The sequence below is a fragment of the Paenibacillus sp. OSY-SE genome, assembly GCF_000283315.1.
GTDB lineage: Bacteria > Bacillota > Bacilli > Paenibacillales > Paenibacillaceae > Paenibacillus_B > Paenibacillus_B profundus.
In genome coordinates, this window is the sequence record NZ_ALKF01000192.1 from 96,029 (window position 1) to 113,049 (window position 17,021).

General features: G+C 50.3%; 16 protein-coding genes. 9 read left to right on the forward strand and 7 right to left on the reverse strand.

Translation table 11 applies throughout. The features are described 5' to 3' along the window. Positions 1–310: 310 nt before the first annotated feature. The 3 genes from icd (at position 311) to A372_RS0120590 (ending at position 3,147) form a co-directional block, all read left to right on the forward strand. Complete coding sequence (gene icd, locus A372_RS0120580; RefSeq protein ID WP_019422788.1) at positions 311–1,609, forward strand: NADP-dependent isocitrate dehydrogenase; 1,299 nt, start codon at positions 311–313, stop codon at positions 1,607–1,609. Between the two features lie 15 nt (positions 1,610–1,624). Further along, the gene (gene mdh, locus A372_RS0120585; protein WP_019422789.1) at positions 1,625–2,566 is read left to right on the forward strand and encodes a malate dehydrogenase; all 942 of its coding nucleotides are present in this window, start codon (positions 1,625–1,627) and stop codon (positions 2,564–2,566) included. A 191-nt stretch (positions 2,567–2,757) separates the two neighbouring features. Beyond that, positions 2,758–3,147 carry a hypothetical protein gene (locus tag A372_RS0120590; protein WP_019422790.1) on the forward strand — a complete coding sequence of 130 codons (390 nt, stop codon included), beginning with the start codon at positions 2,758–2,760 and terminating at the stop codon, positions 3,145–3,147. 69 nt (positions 3,148–3,216) lie between these two features. On the opposite strand, the gene A372_RS37520 is transcribed toward A372_RS0120590, so the two are convergent. From A372_RS37520 to A372_RS39625, 5 genes are all read right to left on the reverse strand, one after another. Beyond that, a complete protein-coding gene (locus tag A372_RS37520) occupies positions 3,217–3,381 on the reverse strand; it encodes a hypothetical protein (protein ID WP_019422791.1) in 165 nt (54 codons plus the stop codon). 45 nt (positions 3,382–3,426) lie between these two features. Beyond that, a complete protein-coding gene (locus A372_RS0120600; RefSeq protein ID WP_019422792.1) occupies positions 3,427–4,833 on the reverse strand; it encodes an ABC transporter substrate-binding protein in 1,407 nt (468 codons plus the stop codon). 284 nt (positions 4,834–5,117) lie between these two features. Further along, positions 5,118–6,530: an ABC transporter substrate-binding protein gene (locus tag A372_RS0120605; RefSeq protein ID WP_019422793.1), complete on the reverse strand. Its 1,413-nt coding sequence runs from the start codon at positions 6,528–6,530 to the stop codon at positions 5,118–5,120. Between the two features lie 211 nt (positions 6,531–6,741). Then, positions 6,742–8,163 carry an ABC transporter substrate-binding protein gene (locus A372_RS0120610; protein WP_019422794.1) on the reverse strand — a complete coding sequence of 474 codons (1,422 nt, stop codon included), beginning with the start codon at positions 8,161–8,163 and terminating at the stop codon, positions 6,742–6,744. 87 nt (positions 8,164–8,250) lie between these two features. Continuing rightward, the gene (locus A372_RS39625; RefSeq protein WP_019422795.1) at positions 8,251–8,775 is read right to left on the reverse strand and encodes a disulfide bond formation protein B; all 525 of its coding nucleotides are present in this window, start codon (positions 8,773–8,775) and stop codon (positions 8,251–8,253) included. Between the two features lie 255 nt (positions 8,776–9,030). On the opposite strand from A372_RS39625, the gene A372_RS34420 reads away from it, so the two are divergent. Together A372_RS34420 and A372_RS34425 are read left to right on the forward strand one after the other, a co-directional pair. After that, positions 9,031–9,567 (forward strand): LysR substrate-binding domain-containing protein, encoded by a 537-nt coding sequence (locus tag A372_RS34420; protein ID WP_083858902.1) that lies wholly within the window; start codon positions 9,031–9,033, stop codon positions 9,565–9,567. 210 nt (positions 9,568–9,777) lie between these two features. Then, positions 9,778–10,182 (forward strand): hypothetical protein, encoded by a 405-nt coding sequence (locus A372_RS34425; RefSeq protein ID WP_019422798.1) that lies wholly within the window; start codon positions 9,778–9,780, stop codon positions 10,180–10,182. Positions 10,183–10,248: 66 nt separating this feature from the next. On the opposite strand, the gene ytvI is transcribed toward A372_RS34425, so the two are convergent. Next, positions 10,249–11,367: a sporulation integral membrane protein YtvI gene (gene ytvI / locus A372_RS0120635; RefSeq protein WP_019422799.1), complete on the reverse strand. Its 1,119-nt coding sequence runs from the start codon at positions 11,365–11,367 to the stop codon at positions 10,249–10,251. 130 nt (positions 11,368–11,497) lie between these two features. Further along, complete coding sequence (gene yfbR / locus A372_RS0120640; protein ID WP_019422800.1) at positions 11,498–12,118, reverse strand: 5'-deoxynucleotidase; 621 nt, start codon at positions 12,116–12,118, stop codon at positions 11,498–11,500. A gap of 254 nt (positions 12,119–12,372) precedes the next feature. Between yfbR and A372_RS0120645 the strand changes: the two genes are divergently transcribed. From A372_RS0120645 to A372_RS0120660, 4 genes are all read left to right on the forward strand, one after another. Then, positions 12,373–13,926, forward strand: a complete 1,554-nt coding sequence (locus tag A372_RS0120645) for a fumarate hydratase (RefSeq protein WP_019422801.1) — start codon at positions 12,373–12,375, stop codon at positions 13,924–13,926. Continuing rightward, on the forward strand, positions 13,923–14,060 hold the full coding sequence (locus tag A372_RS37525) for a hypothetical protein (RefSeq protein WP_019422802.1): 138 nt from the start codon (positions 13,923–13,925) through the stop codon (positions 14,058–14,060). Before A372_RS0120645 ends, A372_RS37525 begins: the two co-directional genes overlap by 4 nt. Positions 14,061–14,255: 195 nt before the next feature. Next, positions 14,256–16,076, forward strand: coding sequence for a two-component system histidine kinase PnpS (gene pnpS, locus A372_RS0120655; protein ID WP_019422803.1), 1,821 nt, complete (start codon positions 14,256–14,258; stop codon positions 16,074–16,076). A gap of 169 nt (positions 16,077–16,245) precedes the next feature. Continuing rightward, positions 16,246–16,971 (forward strand): response regulator transcription factor, encoded by a 726-nt coding sequence (locus A372_RS0120660; protein ID WP_019422804.1) that lies wholly within the window; start codon positions 16,246–16,248, stop codon positions 16,969–16,971. The last annotated feature ends 50 nt before the right edge of the window (positions 16,972–17,021 follow it).

Genomic DNA, 17,021 nt, shown 5'->3' on the forward strand with positions numbered 1-17,021 from the left:
GCGGGTTGCTACAATAAGGATTGTAGCTCCCGTCAGCTGTTGTATATTGCCATCAGGCTCGTGGGAATTAACTTTAAGAGGATGTTCAAAAAGTGCCCTTTTGATCACGTAGTGTGACCGTAAGCAGATTCGACATCGAATCTTGCATTCACCCTCGAAGAGCTTATGCTTCCGGAGTATGTTTCCTGCGGACACATTTCAGGCGCTCATGTAGTCTTGCCTACACTGCGCTCCTCCTTCTTCAGGTTATGCAACCTTCTCGGTGCTGAAAAGTTCACTTTTTGAACACGCAATTTAAGGAGGAACGTTCATGCTTCAATTGGAGAAATTCGAATTACCGACCGAAGGCGAGAAAATTACGATTCAGGGAGACAAGCTTCAAGTTCCCAACCATCCGATTATCCCGTTCATTGAAGGGGACGGAACAGGAAGAGACATTTGGCGCGCTTCCAAACGTGTTCTGGATGCGGCGGTAGAGAAAGCGTATAAGGGTGAGCGCAAGCTCGCTTGGTATGAAGTCTTTGCCGGCGAGAAGGCGTTTAATGCATACGGCGAATGGTTGCCGAACGATACGCTAGAGGCGATTCGCGAATATATTGTTGCGATTAAAGGTCCATTGACAACGCCAATAGGCGGCGGCATCCGCTCGCTTAACGTTGCTCTTCGTCAAGAGCTTGATTTATACGTTTGCTTGCGTCCGGTCCGTTATTTCGACGGCGTGCCTTCGCCGGTGAAGCGTCCGGAGCTCGTCGATATGGTCATTTTCCGCGAGAACACGGAAGATATCTATGCGGGTATCGAATACGCGTCCGGTTCGGAAGAAGTGAAGAAAGTCATTGAATTCCTGCAGCAGGAAATGGGCGTGAAGAAGATCCGTTTCCCGGAAACATCCGGTATTGGTATTAAGCCGGTATCCTCCGACGGGTCCAAGCGTCTGGCACGTGCAGCCATCGAATACGCTATCGAACATAAACGCAAGAGCGTGACGCTCGTGCATAAAGGCAACATTATGAAATATACCGAGGGCGCGTTCAAAAATTGGGGCTACGAAGTTGCGGAGCAGGAGTTCGCTGAACAAACATTCACGTGGGGGCAATATGACCGCATTAAGGAAAGTGATGGCGTAGAAGCGGCTAATAAAGCGCAGGCCGAAGCGGAAGCGGCCGGCAAAATCATCGTTAAAGATGCTATTGCCGATATCGCGCTGCAGCAAGTATTAACCCGTCCGAAGGACTTCGACGTCATCGCGACGCTGAACTTGAACGGCGACTACTTGTCCGATGCGCTGGCTGCCCAAGTAGGTGGCATCGGTATCGCACCGGGTGCCAACATCAACTACGTAACCGGTCATGCGATTTTCGAAGCGACTCACGGAACAGCACCGAAATATGCCGACTTGGATGTCGTTAACCCGGGTTCGGTTATTTTGTCCGGTGTTATGCTGCTTGAACATCTTGGCTGGAATGAAGCAGCCGACCTGATTTACAAAGGAATGGAAACCGCCATCAACAACAAGACTGTAACTTATGATTTCGCGCGGCTCATGGAAGATGCGACTGAAGTGAAATGCTCTCAATTTGCTGACCAAATTATAAATCATATGAACTAGGGGGTCGAATCACAAATGGCCATTCGACGCAATAAGATTACAGTCGTGGGTGCGGGCTTCACAGGCGCCACAACCGCTTTAATGTTGGCTCAGAAAGAACTTGGTGATGTCGTATTAGTTGACATACCCCAGTTGGAGAATCCGACGAAGGGGAAAGCGCTCGACATGCTCGAGGCAAGTCCGGTTCAAGGCTTTGACAGCCAAATTACCGGGACGTCTAACTATGAAGATACGCAAGATTCCGATATTGTCATTATTACCGCAGGAGTTGCGCGCAAGCCGGGCATGAGCCGGGATGACTTGGTGAACACCAATGCCGGTATTGTGAAGTCGGTATGCGAGAATGTAAAGAAATATTGCCCGAATGCCTATGTGATTATTTTGAGCAACCCAGTTGATGCCATGACGTATGCGGCTTTCCAAACGCTCGGTTTCCCTAAAAACCGCGTCATTGGCCAATCCGGGGTGCTGGATACGGCTCGTTACTGCACGTTTATTGCGCAAGAGCTGAACGTATCCGTCGAAGACGTGCGCGGCGTCGTATTGGGCGGCCATGGCGACGATATGGTGCCGCTCGTTCGCTATAGCAATGTCGGCGGCGTTCCGATTGAGAAGCTGATTCCGCAAGAGCGCATCGAAGCGATTGTGCAGCGCACGCGTGTCGGCGGCGGCGAGATCGTCAATCTGCTCGGCAATGGCAGTGCCTATTACGCGCCTGCGGCATCGCTCGTGCAGATGGCGGAAGCCATCTTGAAGGATAAGAAGCGCATTCTGCCAGTCATTGCATACCTTGAAGGCGAATACGGCTATGATCGGCTGTTCATGGGCGTGTTGGCCGTGCTCGGCGGAGACGGAATCGAACAGGTTATTGAAGTGGATTTGACGGCAGACGAAAAGGCTGCATTGGATAAATCGGCTGAGTCGGTTCGCAATGTCATTCAAGTTGTATCTGGATAATTTTTATTCAATGTGTGATATATATCATTGTAAAGTTCAAAGAGATGCCATTTTTCATGGCATCTCTTCTTTGTTTTTGGAGGGGGGATTTAGTATAATAGAGAACGGTAAGATACATAACATGACTATGGAGGGAATGTATACTTATGTACAGTGCCTTTAACCTTTTACACATTTTAGGAGCCGTCTTTATGGGCTTCTATGCGATTGTCCCTTTTGTGGTTGGCAAGATGAAGACCGTATCGGGCCCCGGACAGGAAGGTCTTCTTGTCGGAATTGTGACGGCGAACCGCATCGCGCAATATTTCTTGATCGTTCAGTTCATTACCGGCGGCTATTTAATGAGTAAGGCACCCTATAGTGTGCTGTGGATGGTGCTGACGACAGTCGTCTTCTTGGCGATTGCGGCATTCAGCGGCATAATGGGCAAGCAATTGAAAGCAGTGCTCCAAGCGGTAAAGTCCGGACAGGCGGATCAAGCAGCAGCCGGCAAGATCAGCACCTTCAGCTTCTTGATTTTCGTGCTGTTCATTGTGATGATTTTGCTGATGGTATTCAGCTACCAGTTTATTACGAGATAACGATGAATTATAGAAGAGCCTTGCTCAGGTGAATGTGCCTGAGCAAGGCTCTTTACGTTCTAGTGCCGTTCAGCTTTCTAATTTCCTGGCAAGGCTGGCACTAAGGAGCAACACGCTGATTGCAGCAGATACGATGGCGAGGACATACATTCCTGCGGTCGTAGCGGTGCAGCAAAGTCCAAGCATAGCCATCACCGCAAGCAGCAGCAGGACGGACTTCCACTTTCTTGTCACTTTGCCTTCTCTCCTTCTGTCATTCACCATCTGCCCATCGGCAGCTTATTTCTTCCCGGCCTGCTGCTTCGCTTTCGCCGCCTCCCGCGCCTGCTGGAGGGCCGCATTGCCTTCGGTCTCGATGGCGGCAACGGCTTCTTCGGCAGACTTTCCGTTTTCGACCATCGCCTTCAATTCCTTAATGAGCAGGTTGGAGAAGGCCATACGGAAGCCGTTCGGGACGTTCACGTTCGAGCCGCCCCATAAGGACCCGCCCGAAGCCTTCGGCCGCAGCATATAGAAGGGCTCCATGCTTTTGCCGTCCACCTCTTTCATGGAGTCCACCCTTGTCGGCAGTTGGCCCCGGAAGGAACGGGAAGTGGCCTTCGCCATTTCCGGACCGTTCACGAACTTCACGAATTCCCATGCCGCTCGTTTGTTCTGAGAATCGGCCGCGATCGCATAGATGGAGTCCAAAACCGTAAAGGAAGATTCCTCCGGCGCAGCCGTATCGACGGGAGCCGTAACGAATTCCCAATTGATTTCTTTGATGTCGCTATCATACTTCGGACGGTTCCGAAGATCGCTCATGAGCCAGGCCGATCCGAACATCATCGCGACTTTGCCTTTGAAGAACTGCTCGCTCTGCAAAAAATACATCGTACCTTCTTTTTCCGGCTCCAGAGAAGCCGTATAGACCGCTTTGCCGCGAATCGCGTTGGCTGTCAGCTCCATCGCATTCTTCCAACCATCCGTATTGAACGTGACCTTCTCCCCCTTCGCGTCCAACAATCGCAACGACGAGCTGCTTGCCACATTAAAAAGCATGCCGTCGGCTTGGCCGAGTTCATCAGACAAACCATAAATCTGATCGTCCCCGGAACCGAGGCCCGAGAATCGGCTCGACAATTCGAGCAGTTCTTTCCAGCTCATCTTATTGCGCGGCGGTTCAATATGATGTTCTCGGAACAGATCGGCGTTATAATAGACGACCGAGGCATTAAAGTACGGAGCCAAGCCGTATAGCGAGCCGCCGCCGCGTTCCCGAAGCATCTCGACGAGCCCGGGCATATATCCGTCCAGATCGAATTTCTCCTGCTCGATCACCGTGTCCAGATTGTACAGCTTCCCTTCCAGCGCCAGCTTCTCGAAGCTGTCCGAACCGGTCATAATGACATCCGGCTTGTGTTTCTCGATAAATTTGAGATATTCCTCCTCATAGCTCGTCCCGTTTTCCTGCATATCCTGATAGATTGTGTCCGTGCTGATGACCTCGAACTCAATATTGGGATACTTCACATTAAAGTTGTTCCCATATTCGCTGTAAAAGCTGCCCTCGTCATAATAGAGCACTTTAATTTTCCCCTTGCCCTCTTGACCCAGCTCTTCAAGCGCGGGCTTCTCGCCAAAGCAGCCCCCCAGCAAAGAAATTACAGTAAGCAGCAGTATGGCAACCTTCCATTTCTTTCTCAATCCGTTCTCCTCCTTTTCGTTACAAAAAGCAAGTATATCGGCGGTTTCCGCACCATTCAACCTGATAAAGGGAATCTTAATCAAATCGATAGGGGATGTTAAGAACTATTAAGGAAGCCGCGATCGTTCTGCTCCCCCTTTGGAATAACTCTCTTCCTGACACAAAGCAAGAAACGGCCGCCAACTTGCGTCAGCGGCCGCACACCCTGTCTTCAATGGGAAGCCTTCGTCAAGCTTTGCCTGCTGCCTCCCATTGTAATCAGGCTTTCCGTGCTTCCTAAGCCCTACTTCTTCGCGGCATTCCCCTTCGCCTTCTGCGCCGCTCGCGCCTGCTTGAGGAGCGCGTTGCCCTCTCCCTCGATGGCGGCCGCAGCCGCTTCGGCAGACTTCCCGTTCTCGACCATTTCGTACAATTGTTTTCTCACCAGACTCGGGAAGCCAAAAATGAACTCATCCGGGCGGTTCACGTTCGAGCCTCCCCAGATGGAACCGCCCCCGGCCTTCGGCCGCAGCAGATAGAAGCTCTCCGTGCTTTTGCCGGCCACTTCTTTGGTGAAGCTGGATCTTGTCTGCAGGCCGGCATGCGGGGAGCGGGAAACGGCCTTCGCCATTTCCGGGCTGTTCATGAACTTCATGAATTCCCACGCCGCCCGCTTGTTCGCGGAATCGGCCGCGATCGCATAGATGCCGTTCAAATCCACGAATGGCGATTCGTTCGGCGAAGCCGGATCGACGGGAACGGTGACCATGTTCCACTCAATTTCCTTCACATTTTCCTGTCTCGTCCCTTGCAAAATTTGGTTCAGGAACATGCCTGATCCGAGCACCATCGCGACTTCGCCCCTGAAGAACGGCTCGTTCTGCTGATAGTACGTCAAGCCGTCTTCCCCTAATGGATACGTAAATACCGCTTTGCTGCGAACCGCATCGGCCACCAGCTCCAGCGCTTTCTTCCAGCCCTCCGTGTTAAACGCAAGCTTCTCTCCCTTCGCGTCAAGCGCGCGCAGCGACGAGGTCGCCGCCATCCCGAAAAGGAGATCGTCCGCCCGGCCGAACTCCTCCGTCAAGCCATAAATGGGCTTATCCTCGGAACCCAAGCCGGCGAAGCGTTTCGATAACTCCAACACCTCTTTCCAGCTCATCTGATTGCGCGGCGGATCAATATGATATTCCCGGAACAGATCGGCGTTATAGTAAAGGTTCTGCGTATAAAAGGACGGAGCCAGGCCGTATAGCGAGCCTTCGCCATAACCCCGCAGCATATCGATGAGCCCGGGCATGTAGCCGTCAACATCGAATTTCTCCTGTGCGATGATCGGGTCCAGATTGTACAGCTTGCCTTCCTGCGCCAGCTTCTCGAATAGGTCGGTTTTTTCGGCAAACAGGACATCCGGTTTGTTGTTCTCAATTAGTTTGAGATACTCTTCCTCATAGCTCGTCCCATTCTTCTCGATATCCCGGTACATTTTAATGAGGCTGATGACTTCGAACTCAATGTTGGGATATTTCTCATTAAAGTTCGCATCAAAGCCATTGCCATAATCCCTATAAAAGCTTTCCTCGTTATGGTACATGACTTTAATTTTCACCTTGCCCTCCGGATCCAGCTCTTCGAGCACCGGCTTCTCGGCAAAGCAGCCTCCCAGCAAAGAGATTACCGTTAGCAGCAAAATGGCTGCCTTCCATTTCTGTCTCAACTCGTTCTCCTCCCTTTCATTCCAGAGCAAGTATAGCGGCCGCTCCTGGACTCTTCAACCAGATAAAGGAAAAGTTAAGGGAATAGATAAGTGAATGTTAAGAATATTAAGAAATCTCCATTCGTTCCAGCGCTCTCTTGAGCGTCTCTGTCTGCCGAAAAAAAAGACCGCCGACTTGTGTCAGCGGCCTCAGATCCAGCCTTCCTCGTGTCTACTTCTTCGCGGCGTTCTCTAGCGCCTTCTCTCTCTCCCGCTCTTGCTTGAGGATAACGTTGCCTTCGGCCTCGATCTTGGCAACGGCCGCTTCGGCCGGTTTATTGTTCTCGATCATTTCCCTCAATTCCTGCTTAATCAGGTTCGCGAAGTTCCAGTAGAAGCCCGGCGGTATCTTCACGTTCGGTCCGCCCCATACACTCCCGCTCGATGCCTTCGGTCTCAGCATAAAGAAAGGCTCCAGGCTTTTGCCGTCCAGCTCTTTCATGTACTCCACCCTTGTCGGCAGCTCGTCCCGCAAGTCCCGCAAGGAACGGGAAGCGGCCTTCGCCCTCTCTGGACCGTTCACGTACTTCACGAATTCCCAGGCGGCCCGCTTGTTCGGGGAATCGGCCAGGATAGCGAATTCGTCGTGAAGAGACACATACTGTGATTGATCCGGATTCCCCGGATCGACAGGCGCGGTCACGATGCCCCAGTCGATTGGCGTTGCTTCTTTATCATATTTCGGATGCTCCCTAATCTCGTGCATGAACCAGGGCGATCCGAGCACCATTGCGACCTTGCCTTTGAAGAAATTCTCGCTCTGTACAGCCTCAACCTCACCATAGAGGTATTGCGGTTCCAACAGCGTCGAAAAAACCGCTTTGCCGCGTATCGCATTGGCTGTCAGCTCCATCGCTTCCTTCCAGCCGTCCGTATTAAACGCGATTTTTTCCCCTTTCGCATCAAACAGCCGCAACGACAAGCTGCCGGCCACATCAAAAAAAATGCTGTCGGCTCGTCCGTACTGATTAACCAAACCGTAGATCGGATCGTCTTCGGAACCGGATTCCGCAAACCGGCTCGCCAGTTCGATCAGATCCTTCCAGCTCATCTTATTGCGCGGCGGTTCAATATGATGCTCCCGGAACAGATCGGCGTTATAGAAGACGACCGAGGTCGAAAAGTACGGTGCCAGGCCGTATAGCGAGCCGCCCCCGCGTTCCCGCAGCAAATCGACGAACCCGGGCAAATAGCCGTCAAGATCGAACTTCTCCTGTTCGATAATCGCCTCCAAATTATACAGCTTGTCTTCCTCCGCCAGCTTATCGAACAGGTCGTGTCTGCTCACAATCAGAACATCCGGCTTGTTCTTCTCGATATGTTTGAGATATTCTTCCTCATAGGTCGTGCCGTTAGCCTGCATTTCCCGGTCAATTGGAGCGGTGCTCACAACCTCCAACTCAATATTGGGGTACTTCAAATTAAATTGGTTTCCAAATTCCTTAAAAAAACTGTCCTCGTCATAATAGAGCACTTTCATTTTCCCCTTGCCCTCTGGCCCCAGCTCTTCGAACACCGGTTTCTCGGCGAAGCAGCCCCCCAGCAAAGAAATCACAGCAAGCAGCAGGATAACAGCTTTCCATTTCTGTCTCAATTCTTTCTCCTCCATTTCGTTCCAGACCAAGTATACCGGCCGTTCCCGGACTCTTCAACCAGATAAAGGGAAAGTTAAGAGAGAGTATCAGTAAAACTTAAGAATTACGAAGGAAATGATAAGAAGACCGCTGGCTTGTGCCAGCGGCCGTTTGGTTGTGGTACCGACATTTATGGAAACTAGCTGGTTCCCCCCCGATACAACAGACTTTCCATTCACCGTTACCGTCGAATCATTCATCACAATCGGTGTAACGATAACGTAACTGGTTCTCGCACTAACCGAACCAGAATACGTGGTTACTTCTGAGGAATAGACGCTACAGGGTAGAAGTTTCCCTATAGAGGCAATCTTTTGACCAAAATAATGATACAAGACAACACCAAATCCAACGATTGACAATGGGTATGCTGTCTGTGCATACTTTCTGTCTTCTTTAAAGGTAGCATAACCAAGGATCACTGTTAGTGGGTACATACAGATACGCTGAAGCCAGCATAACTTAAAAGGTTCAAAATGCATTATTTCGCTAAAGAACAGGCTTCCACATGTAGCTATAACCGACACAACCCAGGCGAATAGAAAAGTATATTTTTTTAAGAGAATAATCATATAGAGTTTATTTCACCTCACTTTCAATTGCATTCTCGGTAGCATCCTTTATTTGGTTACATGACATGCTTCCCGTCTGAATTGCAATTCCATTAACAACAAGAGTTGGGGTCTGACGGATTCCCAAATTGCGTGAGAAGTCCAGATCCTTAATTACCGTTTCTCTGAATTCTCCGTTTTGTAGGGACTTTTCCATATCCTTGTAATCGACATTGACGTTTACTTGTTTTGCTAATATGACCAAATAATCAACGGTTGCCCAATTTTCGGATTATCCAATCGGCGGAAGAGGAGGCGAAGGTCCGTTTGCTCCGAGACGGAGAGGTCGATTATTGCATCGCTTCCCCGCCTTTTAAACAGGAGGGAATAAGCGGCGTAACATTGCTCGTCAAGTCGATTATGTTGGCTGTTCCACCTAGACACCGATTGGCGAATCGGAGAAGTATTAAGCTGAAGGAGGCGGCTCAGGAATCCTTCAGCTGCATGAAGCGGGGAAACAGCATTAGGCAGATAGCCGACGAGTTCTGTCGGCAGGCGGGGTTTGCGCCGACGATTGTGTGCGAAGGAGAAGAACCGGCGGCTCTTGGCGGGTTGGTCCGTGCAGGCCTTGGTGTCGCTTTGCTCCCGTCGCCTGTTCGGGAGGAGGAATCTGCTATCGTCATGCTGTCTATTGAAGAGCCGGTATGTCTGCGCTCCATTCAGCTTGCATGGGCAGATCAGCCTTACCTGTCTCCAGCAGCCTGTATGTTTCGCGGCTACGTTACCGGTTATTACGCCGAATGCTTGCGATAGTGTAAGCTTACGGCTCGATACTGTAAGAGAGTTGAATGGTTGCGAGAGCGCCGACCTTGTACAATAAAGACATAAGCCAGTTAAGCTAGACGCTCCAGCCAGCAGATCAGCCGTTCCGGTACATGATTGTATCGAGCCGCTTCAAGGGATGCGGAGCCATACCAGTCGCTGACTTGTCGCAAGTACAATATGTAAAGGAATGGTGCTCTCATGTCTCATGTTACGATCAACATCCATAACCGCAACGTGTTGTTAGTGACTGAGCCTCGGGTTGTCCGCATTGTAAATAATGAAGAGCTTATGGATTTGCTGCAATCGTTCGGCAGTCTGATGGAAGCGGGGAAAGTGATAGCGGATCGCGTGTTGGAGGAACACTGGCTTAGAGAACGCAGAGAACTCCATATTAGCAGAGACTCGTTAGCCGCCGAAATTGTCGGACATGCGATGGCCATTCCACTATTGGAGCAGTTGAGGAAGAAGGTGCCCTTTGTTCCAGATCGGATTATCGATACGCTACGTGAAAAAGCGGAGCATCACGTGGACGTCATCGATTGCGGTGAGGGACAAGTTGACAGCAACCGCTGGGTATGGGACATCCTCGGCTTCCTATTTTAAATAACCCATAAATAAGATGAGCTGATCTTATGCAATTTAATTGCACGAGATCAGCTCATTGGTTACTCACTCACTTTGAAATTTACCTGTCATGACATAACGCCATACGTCACGAAATACGTTCGCCTTTTGAAGCGCGGTCAGCACGACGAGCGCGATGATGCCGACAAAAATACCGATGACGCCGAACAGCTTCAACCCCGCAAACAGAAAGATAAGCAGCATGAGCGGATTCAATCCGATGCTGGATCCGTATACTTTCGGTTCGAACGCATGCCGTGTGACGAGAATGACCGGCCACAATATTAAGAGCCCCGTACCCAAGAAAATATCCCCTTCAAAATAAGCGAATACCGCCCAAGGAACGATGATGGCCGGAATGCCGATCAGTGGAATAAGATCGACGATGCCGCCGATGATGGCAATGGTGAACGCATATGGAACGCCCAGGATGAGCAGTCCGATAAAGAACACGATCGCGGTAATCGTTGACAGAATAAGATGTCCCTTTATGTAGCCAAAGATAGCGTTCTGCAAATCGCGCGCGACGACGCCAAATGAGGTGTGTACTTGCTCAGGGATGATTGCAGCGCCCCGTGCTGCAATCTGATTCCATTGCTTGCTGATAAGGAATGTTGCGACCATGATGATAACGGTAATAACAGCGAACTTCGGCAGAAACAAGATGGTGGATTTCAAAAACATAAATAAATAGGCGACGATTGTCGTCCCTGCACCAGCAATCGTACTCGTATATTTGGATAACGAGGATTGGATATCGACCGAGCTAAGCGTGTTATTTAACTCCAGTAATAAATTTTGAAAATCCGCGGATTGATAATAATCGATTAATAGATCTTTCCATTCTACAATTTGTTCTTGCACAATCCCCATAATATGCCAGGATTCTGCGATGATTTTTGTAGCGAACACAAATACCGCGAACGCAATGATGGCCGCAAACAGCAGCAATGAAGCAGTGACGGCGAGCCAACGCGGAAACTTCCAGCGACGTTCCAGAAAGCGTACGACTGGATTCATCATGTAAGCGAGTAACCATGCGACAAGGAACGGATAGATGATAGGAAATCCGTAATAGAATAGCGCAATGGCGGCTGCAAGTACGATGGCGACCCATGCAGCGCGAAAAATTCGGTGGACCAGTGTGACGTTGAAGATGGGCATAGCACTCTCCTTTTCGTGATGACTCTTTAACCTAGGCAATTGTCTTCGTTTATGATGCTGCCTTTATTTTATCAGACTTGATTCGAGAAACCCAAATGATACAGCTGCAGAAGGACAAGCGTGTGCAGCATTAGTCCATAAGAGACATTTCATCGAGCGTCATATCGAAGCTCGGCGCCAGCTTCTCCAGCACATAATCGATCTCGGGCAGACCTAATTGCTTCAACTTTTCCTCCGTCTGATGTTTTGCTACCTCAAATTCGCGATTGCCGGCAGCCAGTTCGCTGCCGCATTTGAAATACGCATCCAATAAGTCGGCCGCTTTGACATATAAGCGAACTTCCTTCTCCAGTTCAGACTTCGGATCGATGAGCGGGGCATAGACGGATTGCAGCTCCTCAGGAATCATGCGGATAAGCCGTTCGGCTGCCAACTGCTCGATCTCGCGGAAGTTCGACAAAATGCGGGCATTATGATGTTTCACTGGCGTTGGAATATCCCCAGTGAACACTTCTGTTGCATCATGAAACAACGCATACGTAACCGCTTTGCCCGTATCGATTTCTTTGTGGAGCACTTCATTGGCTATCGTGCAGAGCAAATGTGTCGTCATCGCGACATGAAAGGAATGCTCGGCGACGTTTTCTTTATTCGTATTGCGCATCAGGCTCCACCGTTCGATATGCTTCAACCGGTACATATAAGCAAAAAAGTGATGGGGCAGCGCGGATTGGTTGTCTGATCGATGCATTTGAGTTCCATCCTTTCATTAAGTGCATGAACAACCTAATATAAATAGTGTTTCCAAAGTGGGCCGAAGGTCGCTCTGATTGGAAAATGCTTCGAAGAAATTGTGCTCTTATGTTATTATATTACTATTGAGATGTGATTGTCGTCATAGATAAATGATACGTGCATTGCCTCGTTCCCGCCGCAACCAGACTTCGCATCATGATCAATCGTTTTCCGGGACATGACATGCGATGAGAGGAGCTACGTCTAATTATGAAATCGTTTTTACAGAGTGTGTATGAGCTGATTGTAGAGACTTCGACGAACCTGCCAGGGGATGTTCGCCGGGCCATTGCACGGGCGCAGGAGCGCGAAGATGCCGCAACCCGTTCGGGTCTGTCGCTAAGCACGATTGCGCGCAACATTAAGATGGCGGAAAACAACGTGTCGCCTATCTGCCAAGATACGGGCATGCCGACCTTTATCGTGCATACGCCAGTCGGTGCGAACCAACTCGTGATGAAGGAGCAAATCCGCGAGGCGATTAGCCGCGCGACGAAGGAGGGCAAGCTGCGCACGAATTCGGTAGATTCGCTTACAGGGTCGAACAGCGGGGATAACCTGGGACCGGGAACGCCGGTCATCCATTTCGAGCAATGGGACAAAGATATGATTGAGGTGCGGCTCGTCTTAAAGGGCGGCGGCTGCGAAAATAAAAATATCCAATATAACCTTCCGGCGGAGCTGGAGGGGCTGGGCAAAGCCGGACGCGACTTGGACGGCATCCGCAAATGCATCATGCATGCGGTATATCAAGCGCAAGGCCAAGGCTGCAGCGCCGGGTTTATCGGCGTCGGCATCGGCGGCGACCGCACGACTGGGTACGAATTGGCGAAGCAGCAGCTGTTCCGCAAGGTTGAGGATACGAACCCGATTTCAGAATTGCATAATCTGGAATATTATGTGATGGATAAAGCGAATCAGCTCGGCATTGGAACGATGGGCTTCGGCGGTGAAGTAACGCTGCTGGGCTGCAAGATTGGCGTCATGAACAGGCTGCCGGCCAGCTTTTTCGTATCAGTAGCATATAACTGCTGGGCATTCCGCCGTCAAGGCGTCCTCATCGACAGCACGACCGGCGAGATTCAAGAATGGGTGTATGAGCGCGGCACGGAAGTAGAAATGCAAGAGTCGGCTGCTACAGCTGCGAACGGACAAGCCAAGGCAGCTGACACAGGCAATGAAAGCCGGCAAATCGTGCTGACGACGCCAATCACGGAAGAGGCGATTCGTTCGCTCCGTGTCGGTGACGTCGTAATTATTAACGGCGAGATGCATACCGGCCGCGACGCGCTGCACAAGCACTTAATGGATCATGAGGCTCCGGTGGACTTGAACGGCGCGGTCATTTATCACTGCGGTCCAGTCATGCTGAAGGATGAAGAAGGCTGGCATGTAAAAGCGGCTGGACCGACGACTAGCATCCGGGAGGAGCCTTATCAAGGCGATATCATCAAGAAGTTCGGCATCCGTGCAGTCATCGGCAAGGGCGGCATGGGCGCAAAGACGTTGGCGGCGCTCGGTGAACACGGCGCGGTATATTTGAATGCGATTGGCGGTGCAGCTCAATATTACGCGGAATGCATCAAGAAGGTAAATAGTGTGGACTTCATCGAATTTGGTATTCCGGAAGCAATGTGGCATTTGCAGGTCGAAGGCTTCGCAGCGATCGTAACGATGGATGCGCACGGCAACAGCCTGCATGCGGACGTCGATCGCGACTCGTTCGAGAAGCTGGCTCAATTGAAGGAGCCTGTATTCATATGAGTGGCAAGCCTTCGCTTGGATTACAAATAAATGATTGGTTCGAACGTTATATGTTTATTCTTGTCCCCGGCAGTCTGATGCTGGGGGTTCTTTTTAATGAAATGCTGATTTCCTCTATCTGGCTCATTCCCTGACTGTTCGGGCTCGTTACGTTCGTGATGGGACTCGGCTGCGGGAGGCGAGACATTGCGGGAGAATTTCGCCAACCCATCATTGTTTTAACGGTTTTTACAAAAGCTTAATATACTACCATCTAGCCAAACCGAAGCGCGATAAGTACGATGAATACGTAGATAAGAAACTTAGACAGATGGAGTGGAGAGATGAGCATGTCACGCTTTCGCACGCGTTTGACCCTTATTTTTGTGCTGCTAATCGGCATTTCTGTATTGACGGCGGGCATTTATATGGCGTCTTCCTTTAAAGAAAGCCATATCCGGCAGTTGGAGCAAAATATGTCCCGGGAAATCAAGCTCATTGAACAGACGCTTGTATGGCAGCGCGGAAACGATGCAACCGACATGGTTGAATATTACAGCAGTTGGGCCCGTAAGCTGCACGAAAGCGCTGCTGCCCGTGTCACCTTTATACTGGCGGACGGAACGGTCGTGGGAGATTCGGATCATAACGCAGCCAACATGGATAACCATCTTGCCCGCGAGGAGATTGCCGCTGCTCACCAAGAAGGCTTGGGCTCAAATAAACGCTACAGTGACACACTGAAGCAGAACATGCTATATGTGGCGAGTCCGGTGCACACTCCCAATTTCGAAGGCTATATTCGGCTGGCGATGAGCCTTGAGGATGTAGAGGTGAGCGTACGTGAACTGTGGGCTTATTTGGCGCTCGGACTGGCTGCATTATTTGTGGTCGCCGTGCTCGTCAGCTACCGTATCGCTTATAATTTGACGCGTCCGATTGAGAATATGACGCGTGTCGCCCTTCGTTTCGCCCATATGGATTATAAAGCTCGAGCCCAAGCTGTCGGCAAAGACGAGATAGGCCAGCTTGGATCGGCCATCAATGCGATGGCAGACAGCCTCCAAATTCAGATGACGCAAATTCGTGAAAAGGAAAGCCGGCTGCAAACGGTGATGGAGCATATGATCAACGGCATCGTCATGATTGATGCGGAAGGTCAAGTCGCCCTGTTGAACCGGAAAGCGGAGCATATTCTCGGCGTGAAGAGCATTGAATGGCTTGGTCGATCGTTCCAGGACGTGCACGCTCCGCACGAACTGCTGCATATGACAGCCGAAGTATTGGAACGAAAGCTTTTGCGGCATGATGAAATTACGATTTACTATCCGGAGGAGCGGCTGCTCGATGTCAGTGTCGTGCCTATCTATTTCACTGATAGCGAATGGGCAGGTATTCTTCTTGTCATGCAGGACGTATCCGAAATTCGTCGCTTGGAGCGAATGCGAAGCGAGTTCGTCGCCAACGTATCGCATGAATTGAAGACACCGATAGCAGCAGTGAAAGGCTTTGCGGAAACGCTGATGAACGGGGCAATGAACGATCCGGAAATTGCAAAAACCTTCTTACAAATCATTCATGATGAGAGCGAACGGTTAAACCGTCTTATCGGAGATATTCTTGAATTATCCAAAATTGAATCGAAGCGGGTGCCGCTGCAGTTCTCGCCGGTGCACGTCGACAGCTTCTTGGAGCAGACAGTGGAAATGCTGCAGAAGGAAGCGGAGAAGAAACGGATTGATATTCACCTGCAAGCAGAGCAAGACTTATACGTAGAAGCTGATGAAGATCGCTTCCGCCAGATCGTGCTCAATCTGCTGTCCAATGCGATTAACTATACCCCGGAAGGCGGGCACGTCAAGGTAACCGCAGCGTCTGTCCAGCATAACGAGCAGGGGGAGGCGGAACGCATCCAAATCACGATTGCGGATACGGGAATCGGAATACCTAAAAAAGATGTGCCACGCATCTTCGAACGGTTCTATCGGGTGGACAAAGCGCGCTCCCGCAGTTCAGGCGGGACGGGATTGGGGTTGTCCATTGTGAAGCACTTAGTTGAGTCCCATCATGGGGCCATTTCCGTGGTAAGTGAATTGGGCGTAGGCACGACGTTTACCATTGAACTTCCGGTACTACAGGATATGCTGCCGCCATCCAATGCAATGAGTTAGTCAGGTGAGGCGTGTATACGGCATGAAAGAGAATACAGGTGTTTTCATGTTGTTTGCAGCTGGTTTCAAAAAAACTGGTCGACATCGTTAAAAATATGTTAGGATAATGTTGAGATACGATGAAGAAAGACGAGAACGATGAAGTGAATCGACTTTCGGAGGAATAGTTATGTCTGAGCTTAAAGTATTAGTTGTTGAAGATGAACCAACACTTGCACGGCTGCTGTCGTACAACTTAACATTAGAAGGCTATGAGACGACTGTGGTTGACCATGGTACCCAAGGACTGCAAATGGCCCTTCACCGCAAATTCGATCTTATTATACTGGACATCATGCTTCCTGGCATGAATGGCTTTGAAGTATTGTCCAAGGCAAGACAGGCAGGGGTTCGGACACCGGTCATTATTTTGACCGCGCGCAATGCAGAGGAAGAAGTAGTGCAAGGACTCAAGTATGGAGCGGATGACTACATTACGAAGCCGTTCGGAGTGGCCGAGCTGCTTGCACGTGTTGGAGCTGTGCTCCGCCGCACATCTAACGATGCTCCGGCCAATGCGATGGATGAAGAGGGCGATGATAAAGTAATCGTGCTTGGCGATTTACGCATCTATCCGGAGAAATACGAGGTGACGCTGCACCGTGATCTAATTCCATTGCGTCCGAAAGAATTTGAAGTGTTGCTCTATCTCGTCCAGCGTCCAGGGACGGTTATCACACGGGATGATTTGATGAATGCTGTGTGGGGATTTGACTATATTGGCGGGCAGCGAACGGTGGATGTGCATGTCAGTTCTCTGCGTAAGAAGCTGGAGATGAATCAGCAATCTGTGCAGATTGATTCGATACGCGGAGTTGGCTACAAGCTGGTTGTCCAGAAGAAGCAGACGGTGTAAGTGCCACATCCATAGATTCGGATTATAATAACAGGCTCCTTCTCGCGAAG